The following is an 18,214-nucleotide window of genomic DNA, read 5'->3' on the forward strand; positions in this document are numbered from 1 at the left end:
CGGCCGCTGGGCGGAAAAGAGAGGACTGGAAAGAATAGAAGGCCACAGGAGAGGAGCGGAAGTTGCCGATGCGGCCTCCCACTGGTGTGCCGATCTAGGCATCAAGTACGTGACGCTGTACGCTTTTTCCACCGAAAACTGGAAGAGACCGGAGAGAGAAGTGGACTTTCTCTTTGAGCTTATGTTGATGTACATAGCGAGCCAGTTGCAGAACATGCTGGACGAGAGCGTAAGGATGCGCTTCATAGGCCGGATAAACGATCTTCCGGAGAAGTTAAGAGGGTTCACGAAGCTGATCGAAGCCAGAACCGCCGGCGGAAAGAAGCTTACTGTAATAGTCGCCCTCAATTACGGTGGGCGTGCGGAGATAGTAGATTCGATTAACAGGTTTATTGAAAGCCAGAAAACTGACGAAAAGAGAAGAATAACAGAGGAAGATATCACCGGCAATCTCTATTTACCGGAAGTACCTGATCCCGACCTTATAATAAGAACCTCCGGCGAGGAACGGCTCAGCAATTTTCTCATGTGGCAGAGTATATACAGCGAGTTTTATTTCACAAAGACTCTCTGGCCAGACTTCACCAAAGAGGAGTTTCTCGAGATAATGGAGGAATACTCGAAGAGAAAACGAAGGTTTGGTGCCCATCAATGATGAAGAAACTGTCCGAGACCACTATCAGAATAGTAACCGCAGCAGTGATAGCCCCATTTGTAATTCTTTGCTTTGTGAGTTACTTTTCTTTCATAGGATTGGTCTCGTCCGTTGTGCTCTTTGCCAGCTACGAATATTTGAAGTTCAGCCTGAAGAACAGCAATCACGATGTCGTAAGGGTGGTTATATCCGGTATCATTCCCGCCATAATCGTTGTGTACGGCATTTTGCTTTATAGATCAAGCCTTATGAGCTTTCAAAGACCCGAGCTGATATTCGCGGTCGGCGTGATCTCCCTCTCCTCGATCGTTATAATGACGGTGTCAGACGTCAAGAGCGCGAAAGACATAATCGTGAACTCGGTCTTTTCACTCATATACGTAGGATTCGATCTGGCCTTCTTCTACCATATATATCTTCGCTTCGGCTCTTCGATGGCCTTGCTGGCGTTGACCTCCGTGTGGCTCTTTGACACAGGGGCATACTTTTCAGGCAAGCGATTCGGGCACATCAGGATCTCGCCCAGTTACAGTCCCAAGAAGAGTCTCGAGGGTGTGATCGGCGGATATGTGACGACCATACTTTTCATGATCGCTTTCATCTATATCAGTGGTCTGCTCGGCCTCTACAACGGACCGGAACTGGGGTTGTTCCAGATAGCAATTCTCGCCATGGTAGTATCGATCTTCGGTACGATAGGCGATATAGTCGAGTCTTCATTCAAGAGATATCACGGCGTTAAGGATTCGGGCAACTTGTTGCCCGGTCACGGTGGTATGCTTGATCGTATAGATGGCGTGCTCTTCGTGACACCCATGTTCTATATATTTCTGACTTTGTTGACCTGAGGAGGTTCCGCCATGAGATATATGACTGGCGCAGAGATAAGAGAGAGCTATCTCAAGTTTTTTGAATCGAAGAATCATGTGAGGCTTCCGAGCGCTTCCCTGATTCCCAATGATCCTCAACTGATGTTCACAGTTGCTGGCATGGTGCCGTTCAAACCGGTTTTTTGGGGAAAAGTCGAACCGACCTACAAAAGAGTTGCAACGTGTCAGAAGTGTGTGCGCACCAACGATATCGAGAACGTCGGCAGAACGCCGAGACACCAGACCTTTTTCGAAATGCTCGGTAACTTCTCTTTCGGAGATTATTTCAAGAGGGAAGCTATAAAATGGGCCTGGGAGTACGTCACTGAGTATCTCAAGCTTCCGGAAAACCTGCTCTGGGTATCTATCTATCTCAACGACGACGAAGCCTTCAGCATATGGCACGAGGAAGTGGGGGTCCCTGAGAGGAAGATCGTCAGGCTTGGAAAAGACGACAACTGGTGGGGACCGGCCGGACCGACCGGGCCGTGTGGACCTGATTCAGAGATCTTTATAGATCGCGGAGAGAACGACAACTGCCCCGATCCCGACAACTGCAGCCCGGCCTGTAACTGTGGACGGTTCCTGGAGTTCTGGAACCTCGTCTTCACCGAATACAACCAGGACGAAGAGGGGAACCTGGTTTATCTGGAAAAGAAGAATATAGACACGGGATTCGGTCTCGACAGAGCCGCCTCGATAATGCAAAACGTGAACTCCAATTTCGATACGGACATGTTTATACCCATAATCGACAGGATTCAGGACATACTCTCGGTGAAATATGGCGCACAGAAGGAACGGGACGTCTCTATAAAAGTCATAGCCGACCATGCCCGCTCGATAGCTTTCATGATCTCCGACGGAGTGCTTCCCTCGAACGAAGGGCGCGGGTACGTTCTGAGGAGGGTCCTCCGCAGGGCCGTGCGTCACGGCTCGCTCCTGGGATACGACCGGCCTTTCCTTTACAGGATAGTGGAAACGGTTGCCTCGCACATGGGCGATATATATCCCGAGCTCAGGGAGAGGCTTTCTTTCACCCAGGAAATAGCACTGAAGGAGGAAGAGCGGTTTCTTTCAACACTAGAAAACGGAGAGAGGCGACTGAGAACGATGCTCGTCGACAAAAAAGAATTGACCGGCGAGGAGCTTTTCTCACTCCACGATACTTACGGTTTTCCTCTTGAACTCGTGGAAGAGATGGTGGAAGGCACCGGAGTAAAGCTAGACAGGGAAGGTTATGAAGCCGCCATGGAAAGGCAAAGAGAACGTGGCCGTGAAGCCATCGGCGACAGGGAATACCTCGGCAATGTCCAGGTTTACACGGAACTCTTCGATAAAACCGGGAACAGCGTGTTCTCCGGTTACAGAACCATGAGAGACCGATCGACGGTGATGGGCCTTGTTAAAGAGGGAATCGAAGTCGATTCGCTTTCGCAGGGTGAGACCGGTGAAGTCGTTTTCTCTCAAACACCCTTCTATCCCGAGAAGGGCGGACAGGTTACCGACAGGGGTACTCTCGAGAGGGACGGCTTTCTGGCGAGGGTTGATTATGTTTTCATTCCATATCAAGAGATGATAATACACAGAGTGACAGTCGAGAAGGGTGTTCTGACCACCGGTCAGGAGGTGGAGCTCATCGTTGACGACAGCAGAAGACGAGCCGTTATGAGAAACCATACGGCTACACATCTGCTTCATGCTTCTCTGAGAAAAGTGCTCGGAGAGCACGTACATCAATCGGGTTCGCTGGTGCTTCCAGACAGGTTGAGGTTCGATTTCTCTCACTTCCAGGCTATGAGCGAGGAAGAGATAAAAAGGGTCGAAGATCTGGTCAACTGGCAGATACTTCAAGCCGTGCCGGTAAACACCACCGAAGTCAACTTCACGGAGGTGAAGGAAAGAGACGTGATGGCCCTCTTCGAAGAGAAATACGGGGATAAGGTAAGAGTGGTCACCGTAAACGATTTCAGCAAAGAGCTGTGTGGTGGAACACATGCCGGCAACACAGGCGAGATAGGCCTGTTCAAGATCATATCAGAGACTTCCGTCTCGGCCGGAACCAGAAGAATAGAGGCCATCACAGGGTTGAATTCTCTCCAGCTTGCCAGGAGGCTCTTCGATAGAGAAAGGCGGTTCCGTGAGTTGCTAGAAGTACCCGAAGAGACGCTTATCCAGAGATTGCAGAACCTCGTAATCGATTTAAAGACTAAGGATAAAGAGATACTGCGCTTGAAAGAGCGCCTCCTGTCGGGGGATGCCAGTCAGAACGATATCAGGAGAGATGTAGAAGGCGTCAGGGTGCTTGTGAGAAGGGTGAAAGGAGCCCCATCTAATGCCTTGAGGAACAGCGCAGACGTACTGCTCGGAAAGGAAGGCGGCGGAATCGTTATGATCTTCAACGAGGTTGACGACTCCGTGTCCTTCGTGGTAAAGGTTGAAAAGAGCCTCACAGACAGATTCAAAGCCGGCGAGATCGCCGGAAAGATAGCCAGAGAGCTGGGCGGGGGCGGCGGCGGTAAGCCGGAATTCGCACAGGCTGGAGGAAAGGATGTCGGAAAACTCCAGAGAGTTATCAACGGAATCGAAGAATATATCCGATGAAAGGGCCGGGAGAAAACTCCCGGACGTTCTTTTTCAGACGTTCGCCGATCCCGAAAGGCTTTCGTTAGATAGTCTTTCATTCGTCGGTGATGCCGTTTATACGCTCTTCTTCAGGCTTAACACTCTCTCGAAAGCCCACAGAAGAGCGAGGTTCCAGCACGACATCGTAACCGAGCACGTGAGCGCCCGAGGGCAGCGCAAAGCGCTAGAGGTGTTGATACCCTTGCTGACCGACGAGGAGAGAAGCCTTGTAAGAAGGGGTTACAACTCCAGGGGGGCAAAGAAACACGGGGACGATGAGGATTACAGAATGGCCACCGCGCTGGAAGCCCTGGTAGGTTACCTTTATCTGAAGGGCGAACTCGGCCATCTCAGAGAATTGCTTGAAAGGGTGGTTTGATGTATCTCCACGGAAGAAATGTGTTGAAAGAGCTTCTCGGCCTGAGAAGTGGTAATATAAAAGTGAAAAGAGTCCTCTTCACCGATCAAAAGAACGTCGATAGCCAGCTGGAGCAACTGATAAAAGAGGCCAGGGATACGGGTCTTCGTGTAGAGATCCTCCCTCCGGAGAAGTTAACCAACCTGTCCAGGGAGAAAAAACACCAGGGTGTTGTGATAGAACTGAAAGAGTTTCCATACACCGACGCCGACGCTTTTCTTACCGATTCGAGCCCTTCAAAGAAATCTACCCTGGTTCTTCTGGATCAGGTTCAGGACCCGCACAACCTGGGAGCGATAATCAGAACTTCGGTTGCAGCCGGTGTCGATGCCATAGCGATCACAACGAGTAACTCGGCCGAGATTACTCCGGCCGTTGTGAAAGTTTCGGCCGGGCTGGTCTTCAAGATTCCGGTAATACCTGTGGGCAACCTCGCGCAGTTCCAGGAGAAGCTAAAGGGCAGCGGATACTGGATCTACGCGACGGACATGTCCGGAGTGGCCTATTACGAGGTGGAGTACGACGATAGATCGGCCATAATTTTTGGAAACGAGGGAAAGGGTGTTAGAAGACTGGTGAAAGAGAGAAGCGATCTGCTGGTGTCTATCCCGATGGAAAAGACGGTTGATTCGCTCAACGTAGCCGCTTCGGCTGCCATCCTGTTGTTCGATAGAAGACGGCGGATAACTATCGGGGAGAGATCTAAACAATGATCAGGATTCATGAATTACCGGGTGAAGTCGTAAGAAAGATCGCCGCGGGTGAAGTCGTGACCGGCTGCTACTCGGTGTTGAAAGAGCTGGTCGAAAACAGCATCGATGCAGGCGCATCGCTTGTGGAGGTCGAGATAAGATCCGGGGGAAAAGAGTACATAAGGGTGCGCGACAACGGCACGGGGATGACGGCCGAAGAGGCCAGGCTCTCTCTGAAACCTCACACAACGAGCAAGATCGCGGCTATCGAAGATCTCGATTCTCTTTCGACCTTCGGCTTCAGGGGCGAAGCGCTTTCCACCATCGCCTCCGTTTCCAGAATGCTGCTCTCCACTGTGGGCGGTGAGGACACTCTGGGAGTGACGCTGGAAGTTACGGCCGGAGAAGTGAGCGGAGAGAAGTTTTTCAAAGGGGCGAGGGGAACAACTGTGGAGGTCTTCGATCTTCTCTTCAACACGCCTGCCAGAAGGAAGTTTCTTAAATCCGTCTCTATCGAGGGGCGGATGGTCACCGAGATGATGCAGAGATTCATACTATCCTTTCATAACGTTGATTTCTTATACATACGCGACAATCAGACAATTTTCGACACAAGGGGTCTGACAGGTATCGAAGATCGTGTCTTGATGATCTACCCCGAGCTTTCAAGGAGAGACCTACTACCGTTCAGAGAAGAGACGCGCGAGATGAGAGTCGAAGGACTCGTCACGCTTCCGGTAAGGACGAGACGCAACAGAATGGGAGAGAACATATTCGTGAACGGCAGGTATGTGAGGCAGTTCGAGCTCAACTACGCCCTCGAGAGAGGGTACGGAGAGGCCCTGGAGAAGGGTAATTTCCCTTTCGCGGTCGTTTTTATTCAAGTAGACCCGGTCGAGGTCGATGTCAATATCCACCCGCAGAAGCTAGAGGTGAAGTTCGCCTCTCCGGCGACGGTCCTTGAAGGTCTTAAAAGAGCGGTAAGGTCCGCGATAAGAAATGCCGGGAGCTTCACCATAGACGTTCAGCCTCCCTCAACCGGCGGGGAAGAATCGACGGTAGAAGAGAGAGACGAACCTCAAATCCGCTACAGAGAGAGAGCTTTCCCGACAGATCGAACGGACCGAAAGAGTGATGAGGTTAAAGAGCCTTCCTGGAGAAACTACGACAGAAACGAAAGCATGCCGCTGAGTGTGGAGCGTCGGCTTTTCAGACCCTACACCGAATCCAGAAAGGACGAGGCTCTTCAAAAGCGTGTTCAGGACAGAACAGGCTTTCTCGGCGTCCTCGGGGAGAGGTACATACTGGTCGAATCGGGTGAAGGACTGTTGATCGTCGATCAGCACGCCGCCCACGAAAGAATCCTGTACGAGAGATTGAAGGAGAAGATGGTTATCGATTCCCAGAATCTACTCGTACCCGTCGAACTCTCTTTCGAGGCCGGAAGAGAAGAGCTTCTCACCCTGAAAAGAGAGAGGATCGAGCAACTCGGCTTCAATTTCAGGTTCGAGAATGATAAAATCCTGTTGGTGGCGATACCCCAGTTGCTGCCCGTTGAAAGTGCGGTCGAAACTCTCGGGGAAGTGATCGACGAATTACGTCTGGAAGGACTCGAAGAACCGGAAAGAGTCTTCGACAACCTTCTCGCGACGATCGCCTGTAGATCCGCCATAAGAACTGGAGACAAGCTTGACATTGGACAGGCCAGGGAGCTTTTCGAAGAGCTCAGGAAGAGGCAGTTGCTCGTCTGTCCCCATGGAAGACCGATATCCATGGTAATACGACAGGAGGATCTGGACAGGTATTTTTCCAGATAGTTCCAATGACTTTGTAACTCCGCATCAAGGGAAACCGGTGAGAGTCCGGTACGGTCCCGCCACTGTGAACGGTTACGAAATCCACAAGGCGCCACTGGGAAACTGGGAAGGCGTGGAGATTAGGTTGAGCCGTGAGTCAGGAGACCTGAGCGGAGTTGAGATATCACCATCCTTCCGAGGCAGAAGGATGGTGAAATTCCTTGCAAAAAGGGGAGAGTTTTAATGAAAAAACTGGTTCTGGTGTTATCGGTTCTACTTGCGATCTCTACGGTTATGACCATCGAACTGGTCGATGACCTTGGACGTCTCGTTTCGATCGATAAGACTCCCGGGAGAGTCGTGATCGCCTCTCCTGCGATAACCTACTATCTGGAACTTCTGGACGTCACGCAAACCATAGTAGGCGTAACCGATTGGGACTCTTTCGCCCTTTCGAGGGAGGTTACCAAAATAGGAAATCTCACCCCTCTCAACCTCGAAATGGTTCTATCCCTTGAGCCTGATCTAGTACTCATCTCTGGGGGCATTCAGGAAGTCGAAGTGGAAAAGCTCGAGAGAATGGGGGTCAATGTATTCGTGGTAAATCCTAACTCTTTCGAAGATATCTACCGCAATCTTACCGTTCTCGGCAATATCTTCGCGATTCCCGAACGGGGAAGGAATGTGGCCGCAGAGTTCAGAAACGGGGTGCTTGAAGTCGCCAAGAACGTATACAACGTTCCTCAGGATGAAAGACCGAAGGTGATGTATGTAATGATAGCCGGTTCGGTGAGCGATATATGGACCTGCGGTACCGGTTCTTTTGTGAACCAGGCGATCGCATACGCCGGGGGTGCCAATGTTGCTGCGCCTTACAGTGGCAACAACGGCTGGTTCCCCGTCAGCCCGGAGTTCGTACTCAATACGCAGCCGGATGTAATCCTGGTTCCCTACTACTACGAGGGTGGACAGCGCGAGGCCGTAGAGATGGTAACGTCCTATAAACCCTTCGCCGGCGTCCCGGCAGTGAAGAACGGGAGGGTTTACCCTCTCTCAGATTCGCTCACTGTCTACGCCAACCCCAGATTCATAGATCTCGTAAAGGCTCTGATGGAGTACTTCTATTGAAGAAGATACTGCTTTTCATATCGATCGCCACGGCATCCCTGATTGGGATGCTGTGGTTATCGAGTTTCGGAACCGTAAAATACTCGATGTTTGAAGTCATTCAGATGATCTCGGGAAGCCTGACCGGATCGCGTGCGAACATCTACATGAACCTGCGCCTTCCCAGACTTCTGGTCGCCTTCCTCATTGGCTCCGGACTGGCCGTTGGCGGTAACGGTCTGCAGCTAACATTGAAGAACCCTCTCGCCGATCCTTATATCATAGGCATATCGGCGGGGGCCTCTTTTGGCGCCGTCTTCTCACTCTTCATAAAGGAGATGAGCAGAACTACCATCAATATGGATATGATGGCCTTTCTTTTCGCCGTCTTCTCAGCCTTTTTGACTTACACCATCTCGCGCAGGGGTGGCCGGATTCCGATAACGACCCTGGTGCTCTCCGGTGTGATCGTCTCCTCGCTTTTCAACGCGGCCGTGACCTTTCTGGTGGTCTTCGCCTGGCGAAACGTCATAACGCTTCACTTCTGGTCACTCGGTTCCCTCTCAGGAGTCACGTGGGGAGATGTCCTCAAGCTGCTGCCGGCGATCCTCTTCCAGTACTTCGTTTTCACCGTGATCAGGAGAAAGATGTTGATTCTGGCGACGGGAGAGGAACACGCGATAACGGTTGGGGTGAACCCTGAGAGAATCAAGTTCGTGGTCTTCTTCACGGTTTCGATCGTCTCCGCGATAGCGGTGTCCACGGCCGGATTGATCGGCTTCGTGGGCTTGATAATCCCGCACATGGTGCGACTGGCCTTCGGTACGGACAACAGGCTGAACCTCCCGGCAACGGCGTTGTTGGGTGGCTTTTTTCTTATCGTTTGCGATACCTTCGCCAGAACGCTCTTTCAGCCTACTGAACTGCCAATCGGGGCCGTTACGGCTCTGGTGGGTGCTCCAGTTTTCATCTACCTTCTCAGGAGTAAAGAAGTGGTCAGGAATGGATGATGTTATAGTCATAAGGGATCTCCGCTTCGGCTACTCGAGAGAAGAGGTTCTGAGCGGCATAGATCTCACCCTCAAACAGGGCGAAGTGCTCGGTATTCTCGGACCCAACGGAAGCGGAAAATCCACTTTGATGGCCATTATATGCGGGATTCTAAAAAACTGGAGTGGATCGATAGAGATAATGGGGAGTCCGCTGAACGACTATGCGGGCAAAAGACTGGCCAGAATACTTTCGTACATACCACAGAGTTTCGATCCTTCCTTCGATCTGAAGGTCGAGACGATAGTCTCTTTCGGCAGGAACCCCCACCTCAAGGGACTGTCCGGTCCCGGGGTAAGGGACTACGAAGTCATAGACGAGGTCATGGAACTAACAGAGATATACGGATTCAAAGACCGCTTTTTCAGTACCCTGAGCGGTGGAGAAAAGCAGAGAGTGGTCATCGCCAAAGCTCTCGCCCAGGAGGGAAGGATACTCCTCATGGACGAGTTCACCTCGCATCTCGATCCCGGACACTCGAGAAAGGTCGGCAAGATTGCTACCGATCTCGTTCGGGCCAAAGGTCTGAGCGCCATGGCCGTCTTTCACGATCTCAATCAGGCCATAGAGATGTCGGACAGACTGGTTTTCATGAAAGAGGGAAAGATCGAGGCACTTGGCGAAGTCTGGGAGACGGTGACCCCCGATATCATATGGAAGGTTTACGGTCTCAGAGCCCAGATAATAACCAATCCCGTGACGGAGCTGCCACTGGTGGTTTTCTACGATTGATCGAGAGGGTTGGTCAGGTCGAAGGCTTCACCGCCGGTTATCCTCACAAGATCTTCGAAAGTGGTCTCCACAGCCGAGCCCGAAGTTCCCGCAGAAGGATAAACTACGTCGTATTCTCTCAACCATTCGTCGATCAGAATCTTCACTCCGTTAAGACCGAAGGGACACACACCGCCGGGCAAGAAACCGGTTAAAGCTTCCGTTTCATCGGCGCTCGCCAGGCGGGGTTTCTCTCCGGTCACTTTCTTCAATTTTGAGGAGGAGACTTTGCGATCTCCCGGACAGACAACGAGAAAGGCCCCGTTTTTTTTGCAAACAAAAAGGATCGACTTCGCGATCTGACCGACCGCGACCCCGAGCATATCGGCTGCGGTTACGGCCGTGGGGGTGGAACCGTCGGGAAACTCGCGGTACTTCAGATCGTACCTCTCCAGAACTCTCAGGACTCTTTCGGAAATCATCTTCCTCCTCCTTCTTTTGCACGACCATAATAGAAACAGCGTCTGAATTTCTCCTGAGCGTGATGCGCAGTGCTGTATGATCGATATTATCTTCCCATATCGTTCGTTATAACCGCCCTGGCCAGCTCATGTGCCAGCGAGGTGAAATCCTTCCCTTCGATGTTGCTGAGTACTACGACGAAAATGTCGTCTTCCACGTACCGGTTTATCCGGGTAGAGGTTCCCTTGGTGTCGCCATCGTGATAAACCAGTCGCCTGTACTGTCCGGCGATGAACTCCGTTCCCACGAAAACGCCAAGACCGGCTTCGTAAAGCTGGCTTGCAGGCGTTTCCATGATCTTCACTGACTCTCTGGATAGTATATCAGTGCCGTACAATGCCCTGTTCCAGAGATAGAGATCGTACACCGTTGAATAGAGGCCGCCGGCGCCTCCGGGCAGTCTTCTATCGACCCAGTCGGCTTCCCTGATGCACTCATTATCGATAACGTACGACTGGCAGTAATACGGGCGTGCCCATCCCGAGTCGTATTCGTTGAAATCGTAGCCGGTGCTGTTCATCCCGAGGGGCTCAAAGATATTTTCCCTCAGATATTCGTCGTATGGCATTCCGCTAACCTTTTCTATAACCACTCCCAGCAGGAAGTAAGCGCTGTTACTGTAAAGGAAGGATGTGCCTGGTTCGAACCTGAGCGGAAGCGTGGATATGTATTCTATCTCCGCACCTTGAAGAGATTTACCGTCTTCGTAACCGCGTATCCTCTCCAGCAATTCCCCGGTGTTTATCATGGTTGGAATCCCCGAAGAGTGATTCAACATGTATCTCAGCTGAATTTTCTCTCCGTTCGGAAAGCCTTCTATGTACATCGACAGAGGATCATCGAGCGTCAGTTCTCCTCTTTCGGCAAGCTGCAGTATCGCCGCGGCGGTGATCTGTTTCGTTATAGAGGCTATCCTGAACTTCTTTTCAGGTGTATTGGGAATTTTTCTCTCAACGTCGGCCATGCCGTAACCGGCCGCATGGAGTATAACGTCGCCCCGGGCAACCAGAATCGCCCCCCAAAAGCCTTCGAAATCAGCGACTCTCTGAACGACCTCATTCAGGGCGTTGGCCGTGACTATTGAAGAGAAAAGCACAACGATACAGATAAACAAAGTTCTTCTCATTTCCACTTCCTTTCAAATCATGTTCCCCTTGTTGGCCGGCTTCACCAGAGCTTTCGCCGGAGTTTTTCCAGTTGCGATAAGATATCTGAGAGCTCGGTTTTCCTGAGGTTTTTCGCTGCGATTTCTAGCTTCGAACCGAGCTCGGATATCTCTTCTACCCCGTACATCCTGCCAGATCCCTTGAGGCTGTGCCCCTCGCGCGCCAGAGATTCGAGATCCCCTCTTTCAAGTAGCGAGCGGATCAACTCGATCGTGTTCCCTATATGTTTTCCGTACTCCTCGAACATCTCTGAAGCCTCTTCGAGTGTCAGCCCCATCTCTCTGGCGAATATCTCTATCTTCTCGTCGGAGGGACTTCTGTTGCCGCCACCATCGGTGGCGTTCAAAGTCAACGTTTCACGCTTTTTTCCGGTCTTGCCGTATATTCCGGTGTAATACCTCACCGTTTCGATAAGATCGGTTTGCTTTACGGGTTTGCCGAGGAAGCCGTCGCACCCGGCCGAGATCGATCTCTCCTCGTCTCCTTGCATCGTGTGGGCGGTGAGGGCGACGATGGGCATTTTGAAACCTTCGTCTCTCAAAATTCTGGTAGCCTCGTAACCGTCCATGACGGGCATCTGCATATCCATCAGAACCAGTACATATTTTTCGCGTCTCACCAGTTCTGTCGCTTCGAGACCGTTGCTGGCGATATTCACCAGGTATCCCGCCTTTTCCAGAATCTTTTTTATAAGGAATTGGTTGGCTTCGTTGTCCTCCACGACGAGAACTCTGCTTTCTTCAACACCGATCGGCGTGAAATCGATGTGTTCGCGGATCTTTCCGATCAGTTCCTCCTCTTTCACCGGTTTCTGGATGACCTCCTGAACCCACTCCCCGGCTTCCACTTCCCCTCCTGAAGAAGATATCACACCGATAACTATCGACCCACCGAGATCTTCCAGCGCTTCGAAAACCCCGGATCTCTCTGTGGGCATATCCATTATCACCAGAGAGGCCCCGAATTCTCTGATAGCCCTGGCCGTGTCCTTGAGGTTTTTAACAACTTCGAACTGTATCCCGTTCCTTTTAAGCATCGCTCCGATTATCGTCGAAAAATCCTCGCTGGGCGAGGCAAGAATTATCTTGCCCGATTTGACCTGCTCGGGTCTTGCCTTCTCTTTCGGTGCCTCTTTCGATAAAGGCGAAGGAATTCTGACAGTCACTTTAGAGCCTTCGTTGATCTTACTCTCGAACCTTATGATCCCGTTCATGAGCTCAACTATTCTCCTGGTTATTGTGAGACCAAGACCGGTGCCTCCGAACTTTCTGGACATCGTACCGTCGGCCTGTGTGAAAGGCTCGAAGATCTTGTCGATCTGATCGGCCGAGACCCCGGTGCCAGTATCCTGCACGACGTACGTCAGATTTGAAGCGTCGTAATTCACGATTATGGATACATAACCCTGATTGGTGAATTTCAAACCGTTGGAAACCAGGTTGGTCAGTACCTGCCGTACCCTGAATTCATCCCCATCCACAAACTCCGGCACATCTTCCGTTAAGCTGTGAGCCAGGTGGAGCCCCTTGGAGTAGGCCATGGGCAAATACGTTTCGACGATCTCTTTCACCAGTTTCGAGGGGTTGTAAGGGGCTATGAAAAGCTCCAGTCTGGCCGCTTCGATCTTCGAGAGATCCAGTACATCGTTTATCAGGCTCAGAAGATGTTCGCCGCTCCTGTAGATGGTTTTAAGGTATTTCAATCTCTCTAGACTGCCTTCATCGCTCATCAGCAGTTCGGTGAAACCGAGTATCGCGTTCATCGGCGTCCTCATTTCGTGGGACATGTTGGCGAGAAACTCCGATTTCATCTTGCTGGCCTGCTGGGCCTCCCTGGATACCTTTCTCATTAGTTCGTTGGAGTTCTTAAGCCTGTCGAGAGTCCTCTCAATGAATACCATCGTGTCGTTGAGACCGGAGGCTATCTCGCCTAGTTCATCGTCGGATTTCAAAGTTACTCTCGAGAAGTAACCTTTTTTGATCGACTCGAAGCCCTTAAGAAGCTCTGAGAGGGCCCTGGAGATATAGGAATTCAACGATAAAGAGAGCAAGAAAGAAAATGCGAAGACTCCCACGACGACGAGAATTAGAATCGGCAGGACTCTGTTCTTCAGAAGTACGAGCAAGCCCTCCGACTGGAGGACGTATATAGTGGCCCCGCCGATGGAGACCTTATCGACTAGAAAGAGCGAGCCGGAACTCAAGAAACTGAAGGCCGGGCGCACCTCGCTCACAGTGAAGGGAATCTCTTTAGACCAGCTCTCTTCGTCGAGAACGGTTCTTACATAGAGTCCCGAGTCGGAAAACTCCTTCGGGATGACGAAATGTTCTTCCATTAGCAGAAAGGCTATCGCATCCTGGCCGAGAAAACCCGATAGGCTCTCTATCTCGGCGCTATCGAAAGTTATGCCGACGATGTACGGTATCTCGTCGCTGATCATTGTAGAGTAATAAATGAGCTGACTGTTGACCATCTTGAAACCATTTCCCGCGCTCGACATATCGTTCAGGGAATCCTGCGGGAGTCCCGGTCTGTTGCGAAGGATAACCGTGCTTTCACCCTTCTCAACCAGCAGGTCTAGGTTGTTGTCTATGAAGCCCTCCATCGAGTAACCATCGACATAAGACTTGAAATCGCGTCTCAAGTCTATAAACCATCTGTAAACCGCCTGTTTTTTAGATTCTAGATAGTTCGTATATTCATCGGTGGCGGCTTTGACAAATATCACCGAGAGAAGAACTATAAGAACAACCAGAACAGCCAGAACAAAGATAAAAAACTGCAGGGATATCTTTCTGCTTAACCTTTTCATAGCCCCTCCCGTCCGAAAAGAAGCTTCTCCCCCGACCCTTTGAACGATCAGTGAACGCTCTTTTGCCCGGCATCGAACTCCCAGTATGCGCTTCCCCTTGAAGAATTCAGCGATAGACTGTACCGGCTCCCTGTATCTATGTAAGCCGATAAAGCTAGAACAAGCCTTCCGGAGCTCACCACAATGAGAGGATTATATCTGACGGTCTGTACGATTGAACCGTCACCTATCAAAAAGAGATCGGCCCACGAGTCTTCTATAGGCTGTCCGCGCCTGCATCTACCGCTCACGGATATATATTCAAAATCGACCCGACTCCAATCTGGCGGTAGTTCGAAGATCATCAGACCGATTAAGTTTTCGATTTCTATTTCCAGTTCATTCAATGCAGAGATCGGGATCACCGTGACTGTAGCCTGGAAATCTGTAAAGGAGATGCTTCTCTCTAGAGTCGGATCCGTATCCAGCGAGAGAATATCATCGGCTAAAACCACACCGAAAATATTTGAGATAAGCACCATAAAAAGAGCGATTATCGAGATTCTCTTCATGAATACCTCCGCAAATCCCGAAAGGAGTCGCCGTAATCGCCCCTCCGGGGTCATATAGATTATAGTATCTTTCGCATCTTTCTCCCAATCCGCAACCGAACTTGTGAGTTTCCCGTTAAGGGACCTCATCGTTACCCACGAGTTTGTCGTGTCAGTCTGCCCTCGCTTAACGATGTCTCTGGCTCCTAATAAGAACGGTTGTTGGTTGCGCATAGCAGGTTGTGCAGTGAAAACCACGAGAATGAAAGAGCCTTTCGAGAGGTTCGATACGCTCTTCCGCTTTTTCGAAAGACGGGTCCACAGTCTTTGTTAAACATCAACTTCCGGGCAACTTTAACTGTATAATATATTATTGATTTTTTGGCTGGGGGAAGCTATGGAAACGATAAAGGTTTATATTCTAGATAACGGTTCCTCGGAGTTGAATTCGGTTTTCAGAAAGATCTCCAGAATCAAAGGAAACATCCAGATCACTATTTTGACGGAGGAGCCGGCAAGTAAAAACAATCTTCAGAACGATCGTTGCGAAAGGGCGAACAACCTTCTAAAGACGAAATACGAGGGCTTTTCGAACCTCATCGAAGATCTCGTCTTTCTTGTGAAGCTGGATGATCCGGCCAATCCGGGAAAGATAGTCGAGATAAACAACAGGGTTGTTGAAAAATTGGGGTACTCTTATGAAACTCTTTTGAGTAAGAGCTTTTACTCGCTGATGAGTGATCCCGATGGTGATTTCGGCTTAATAAGGGCCGATCTGACGTTAAAAGGCAGATGCAATTTCAATTCATCCCTGACAGGCAGCGATGGTTCGATGCTGCCCGTTGAAATGTGGATGAAGGTACTGGATCTTCAGGGGGATATAGTCACCATGGTTGTCGCCAGAGACCAGAGCTCTTATGAAAAGATACAGGCAGAATTACAGTGGAGACTAGAGTTCGAAAAGGTGATATCGAAAGTATCGGGAATTCTCAAGGACTACGATGATATAGACAGGGCAATCGACAAGGCACTCGCCGAGCTCTGCCGTTTGACCGGAGCCGACAGATCTTACGTATTTCTCTTCGATCACGAATCCGACACCATGAGCAACACGCATGAATGGTGCAGAGAAGGCGTCCAATCTGAGAAAGAGACTCTCCAGAAGCTTCAATTGAGCGATTATCCCTGGTGGATGAAAGAGCTCCAGAGGGGCGAGGTTATGAACATAGTCGTCGATGGACTTCCGGAAGATGCTAAACCCGAGGCAGAGGTTATGAGAAGACAGAAAATACAGTCTCTGGTTGTGATTCCGATTTTCGCGAGGCAAAAACTGGTAGGTTTCGCCGGTCTGGACAGTCTGGAAGGTTACTTCGAATGGAGCGGCGCCGATATAGAGCTTCTGAAGGTCTTCGTGTCCCTCATTTCAGAAGTCGTTGGTTATTCGCTTTTGACCTGAGAGTAAGGAACAATCTCCTTAAGAAAAGTCAACTCCCTCTATACCCCTTCTGAGGACATTAAACCCGATTGGAAAGTCCTATCTTTGATATGTTACCGAATATCTACTCTTTGTTGCACTTGTTTACAGTAAATTCTTCTCCTAAATGCTAATATTCCAACAATACAAAAAAACACGCAAATCTCCGCATAAGTGAACACAGAGTCATTTTTTTGCGCTTATTGACTTTAGGTGATTCTAAAAGCACCTGGCGACGCTTGAAAATCAATTTTGGGTTAGTCTCATTTACTTGTCACCACTTCAGGAGGAGGTAAGAGTATGAGAAAACTCGTTCTTATTGTACTGGTCGTCTTTCTTTCCGTTTCCGCGTTCTCGACAATCAAAGTAGGGGCTATTCTTCCGATGACGGGTGGGGTAGCAGCCTTCGGACAGATGATCTGGCAGGGTGTTCAGCTAGCCAATGAGCTCTTTCCGCAGGTTTTAGGACAGGAAATCGAAATTGTTCTTCTCGACAACAATTCCGACAAGGTCCAGGCTGTGAACACAACCCGTCGTGCCATCGAACAGGATAAAGTAGTAGCCATCATCGGGCAGGTAATAAGCTCAAACACCATCGCAGGGGGTACCGTGGCAGAAGAGAGCGGCGTTGCGATGGTCTCTCCGAGTTCCACCAACCCTCTCGTGACACAGGATCGTAAATACGTTTCCCGTGTTTGTTTCAGCGATCCATTTCAGGGTGTTGCGGCCGCGCTGCTGGCCTTCAACAACATGGGAGCTAAAAACGTAGCCGTCTTTGTAGACGTTGAGCAGGACTACGCTGTCGGTTTCGCCAACTTCTTCAAAGATACGGCAATTGAACTCGGCGGAACCGTCTTCTACGAATACTACAAGTCGGGGGATCAGGATTTCACCGCCCAGATTTCCGATGCTCTCTCGAAGAATGCGGACGCCTTTTTCATCCCCGGTTACTACCAGGAGATAGCTCTAATTGCCATTCAGGCGCGTCAGCTGGGTTTCTACGACCCCATAATCGCCGGTGACGGAGCTGCCGTTCCCGAGACCATAGAGATCGGCGGTGCGGCCGTAAACGGTCTCTATTTCACCACCCACTACGATTCTGGTAGTCCGGCAGTTACAGATAACGCAAAGCTCTTCGTCGAAGCCTACACCAAAAAGTATGGAGAGGCACCGGGAACGTTCACCGCGCTGGGCTTCGATACTTACCTGGTGATAAGAGATGCCATCGAACGTGCAGGAAGCACCGATCGCGAAGCGATCGCCCAGGCCGTGCGCCAGACCAAAGACTTTCCGGCCGTAACCGGTATCATCACCATCAACGAGTCCGGTGATGCCATAAAGTCCGTAGCGATCGTGAAGATAGAGAACGGTAAGTTCGTGTACGATACGACTATAAATCCGTAATGGAATCGGGGGACCGCACGGTCCCCCTTTCCCTTCGCCTTCTTCACTCGGACAGAACGCAGCCGGAGGTGTAGATTTGGATCCAAAGACCCTTCTTCAAAATTTCGTTAATGGTCTCAGTCTCGGTTCACTTTATGCGCTGATAGCGATCGGTTATACTATGGTCTATGGTATTTTGAGACTCATCAACTTCGCTCACGGTGACATCTTTATGATGGCCGCATACTTCACTTTTTTCTTTGTAACGCTCACACAGTTGCCCTGGTATTTTGCCGCAATTTTTGCGATAGCCAGTGCGGCCGTGCTGGGATTTGGTGTTGACAGAATTGCGTACAAGCCCATAAGGAAGGCGCCGAGAATATCGGCTTTGATTACCGCAATCG

Annotated in this window: 16 protein-coding genes and 1 riboswitch; of the genes, 12 read left to right on the forward strand and 4 right to left on the reverse strand. The window is 50.4% G+C overall.

Features of this window, described 5'->3' with window-relative positions:
- The 9 genes from uppS to PKX57_RS07760 all read left to right on the forward strand — a co-directional run.
- Nucleotides 1–655 (forward strand): polyprenyl diphosphate synthase (gene uppS / locus PKX57_RS07720; RefSeq protein ID WP_472416656.1); only part of this gene is annotated, 655 nt, incomplete at its 5' end.
- Nucleotides 655–1,503: a phosphatidate cytidylyltransferase gene (locus PKX57_RS07725; protein ID WP_213921922.1), complete on the forward strand. Its 849-nt coding sequence runs from the start codon at nucleotides 655–657 to the stop codon at nucleotides 1,501–1,503. The genes uppS and PKX57_RS07725, both read left to right, overlap by 1 nt.
- 12 nt (nucleotides 1,504–1,515) lie before the next feature.
- Nucleotides 1,516–4,128 (forward strand): alanine--tRNA ligase, encoded by a 2,613-nt coding sequence (gene alaS / locus PKX57_RS07730; RefSeq protein ID WP_472416658.1) that lies wholly within the window; start codon nucleotides 1,516–1,518, stop codon nucleotides 4,126–4,128.
- Nucleotides 4,076–4,528 (forward strand): ribonuclease III domain-containing protein, encoded by a 453-nt coding sequence (locus tag PKX57_RS07735; protein WP_213921920.1) that lies wholly within the window; start codon nucleotides 4,076–4,078, stop codon nucleotides 4,526–4,528. The genes alaS and PKX57_RS07735 overlap by 53 nt, the downstream gene beginning before the upstream one ends.
- Nucleotides 4,528–5,280, forward strand: coding sequence for a 23S rRNA (guanosine(2251)-2'-O)-methyltransferase RlmB (gene rlmB, locus PKX57_RS07740; protein ID WP_214050179.1), 753 nt, complete (start codon nucleotides 4,528–4,530; stop codon nucleotides 5,278–5,280). The genes PKX57_RS07735 and rlmB overlap by 1 nt, the downstream gene beginning before the upstream one ends.
- Nucleotides 5,277–7,076 carry a DNA mismatch repair endonuclease MutL gene (gene mutL / locus PKX57_RS07745; protein ID WP_472416660.1) on the forward strand — a complete coding sequence of 600 codons (1,800 nt, stop codon included), beginning with the start codon at nucleotides 5,277–5,279 and terminating at the stop codon, nucleotides 7,074–7,076. The genes rlmB and mutL overlap by 4 nt, the downstream gene beginning before the upstream one ends.
- A 4-nt stretch (nucleotides 7,077–7,080) precedes the next feature.
- Nucleotides 7,081–7,243: riboswitch (cobalamin riboswitch) on the forward strand.
- Nucleotides 7,244–7,298: 55 nt separating this feature from the next.
- Nucleotides 7,299–8,183, forward strand: a complete 885-nt coding sequence (locus tag PKX57_RS07750; RefSeq protein WP_472416662.1) for an ABC transporter substrate-binding protein — start codon at nucleotides 7,299–7,301, stop codon at nucleotides 8,181–8,183.
- Complete coding sequence (locus PKX57_RS07755; RefSeq protein WP_213919930.1) at nucleotides 8,180–9,172, forward strand: iron chelate uptake ABC transporter family permease subunit; 993 nt, start codon at nucleotides 8,180–8,182, stop codon at nucleotides 9,170–9,172. Before PKX57_RS07750 ends, PKX57_RS07755 begins: the two co-directional genes overlap by 4 nt.
- Nucleotides 9,165–9,944, forward strand: coding sequence for an ATP-binding cassette domain-containing protein (locus tag PKX57_RS07760; RefSeq protein ID WP_213919929.1), 780 nt, complete (start codon nucleotides 9,165–9,167; stop codon nucleotides 9,942–9,944). The genes PKX57_RS07755 and PKX57_RS07760 overlap by 8 nt, the downstream gene beginning before the upstream one ends.
- On the opposite strand, the gene PKX57_RS07765 is transcribed toward PKX57_RS07760, so the two are convergent.
- The 4 genes from PKX57_RS07765 to PKX57_RS07780 all read right to left on the reverse strand — a co-directional run bounded on the left by PKX57_RS07765 (nucleotide 9,935) and on the right by PKX57_RS07780 (nucleotide 14,974).
- Nucleotides 9,935–10,405: a YbaK/EbsC family protein gene (locus tag PKX57_RS07765; RefSeq protein ID WP_213919928.1), complete on the reverse strand. Its 471-nt coding sequence runs from the start codon at nucleotides 10,403–10,405 to the stop codon at nucleotides 9,935–9,937. The genes PKX57_RS07760 and PKX57_RS07765 overlap by 10 nt on opposite strands.
- A gap of 86 nt (nucleotides 10,406–10,491) precedes the next feature.
- Nucleotides 10,492–11,571, reverse strand: coding sequence for a serine hydrolase (locus tag PKX57_RS07770; protein ID WP_213919927.1), 1,080 nt, complete (start codon nucleotides 11,569–11,571; stop codon nucleotides 10,492–10,494).
- Nucleotides 11,572–11,612: 41 nt separating this feature from the next.
- Nucleotides 11,613–14,423, reverse strand: a complete 2,811-nt coding sequence (locus PKX57_RS07775) for a response regulator (protein WP_472416664.1) — start codon at nucleotides 14,421–14,423, stop codon at nucleotides 11,613–11,615.
- Nucleotides 14,424–14,470: 47 nt separating this feature from the next.
- Entirely contained in the window at nucleotides 14,471–14,974 is a 504-nt protein-coding gene (locus tag PKX57_RS07780; protein ID WP_213921745.1) for a hypothetical protein, read from the reverse strand.
- Between the two features lie 376 nt (nucleotides 14,975–15,350).
- Between PKX57_RS07780 and PKX57_RS07785 the strand changes: the two genes are divergently transcribed.
- The 3 genes from PKX57_RS07785 to PKX57_RS07795 form a co-directional block, all read left to right on the forward strand.
- Nucleotides 15,351–16,409 carry a GAF domain-containing protein gene (locus PKX57_RS07785; protein ID WP_213921744.1) on the forward strand — a complete coding sequence of 353 codons (1,059 nt, stop codon included), beginning with the start codon at nucleotides 15,351–15,353 and terminating at the stop codon, nucleotides 16,407–16,409.
- Nucleotides 16,410–16,727: 318 nt separating this feature from the next.
- Entirely contained in the window at nucleotides 16,728–17,831 is a 1,104-nt protein-coding gene (locus tag PKX57_RS07790; protein ID WP_213921743.1) for an ABC transporter substrate-binding protein, read from the forward strand.
- 76 nt (nucleotides 17,832–17,907) lie between these two features.
- A partial coding sequence (locus PKX57_RS07795) for a branched-chain amino acid ABC transporter permease (protein ID WP_472416666.1) occupies nucleotides 17,908–18,214 on the forward strand: 307 nt, incomplete at its 3' end.

This window comes from Mesotoga sp., from assembly GCF_035363035.1.
Taxonomy (GTDB): Bacteria; Thermotogota; Thermotogae; order Petrotogales; family Kosmotogaceae; genus Mesotoga.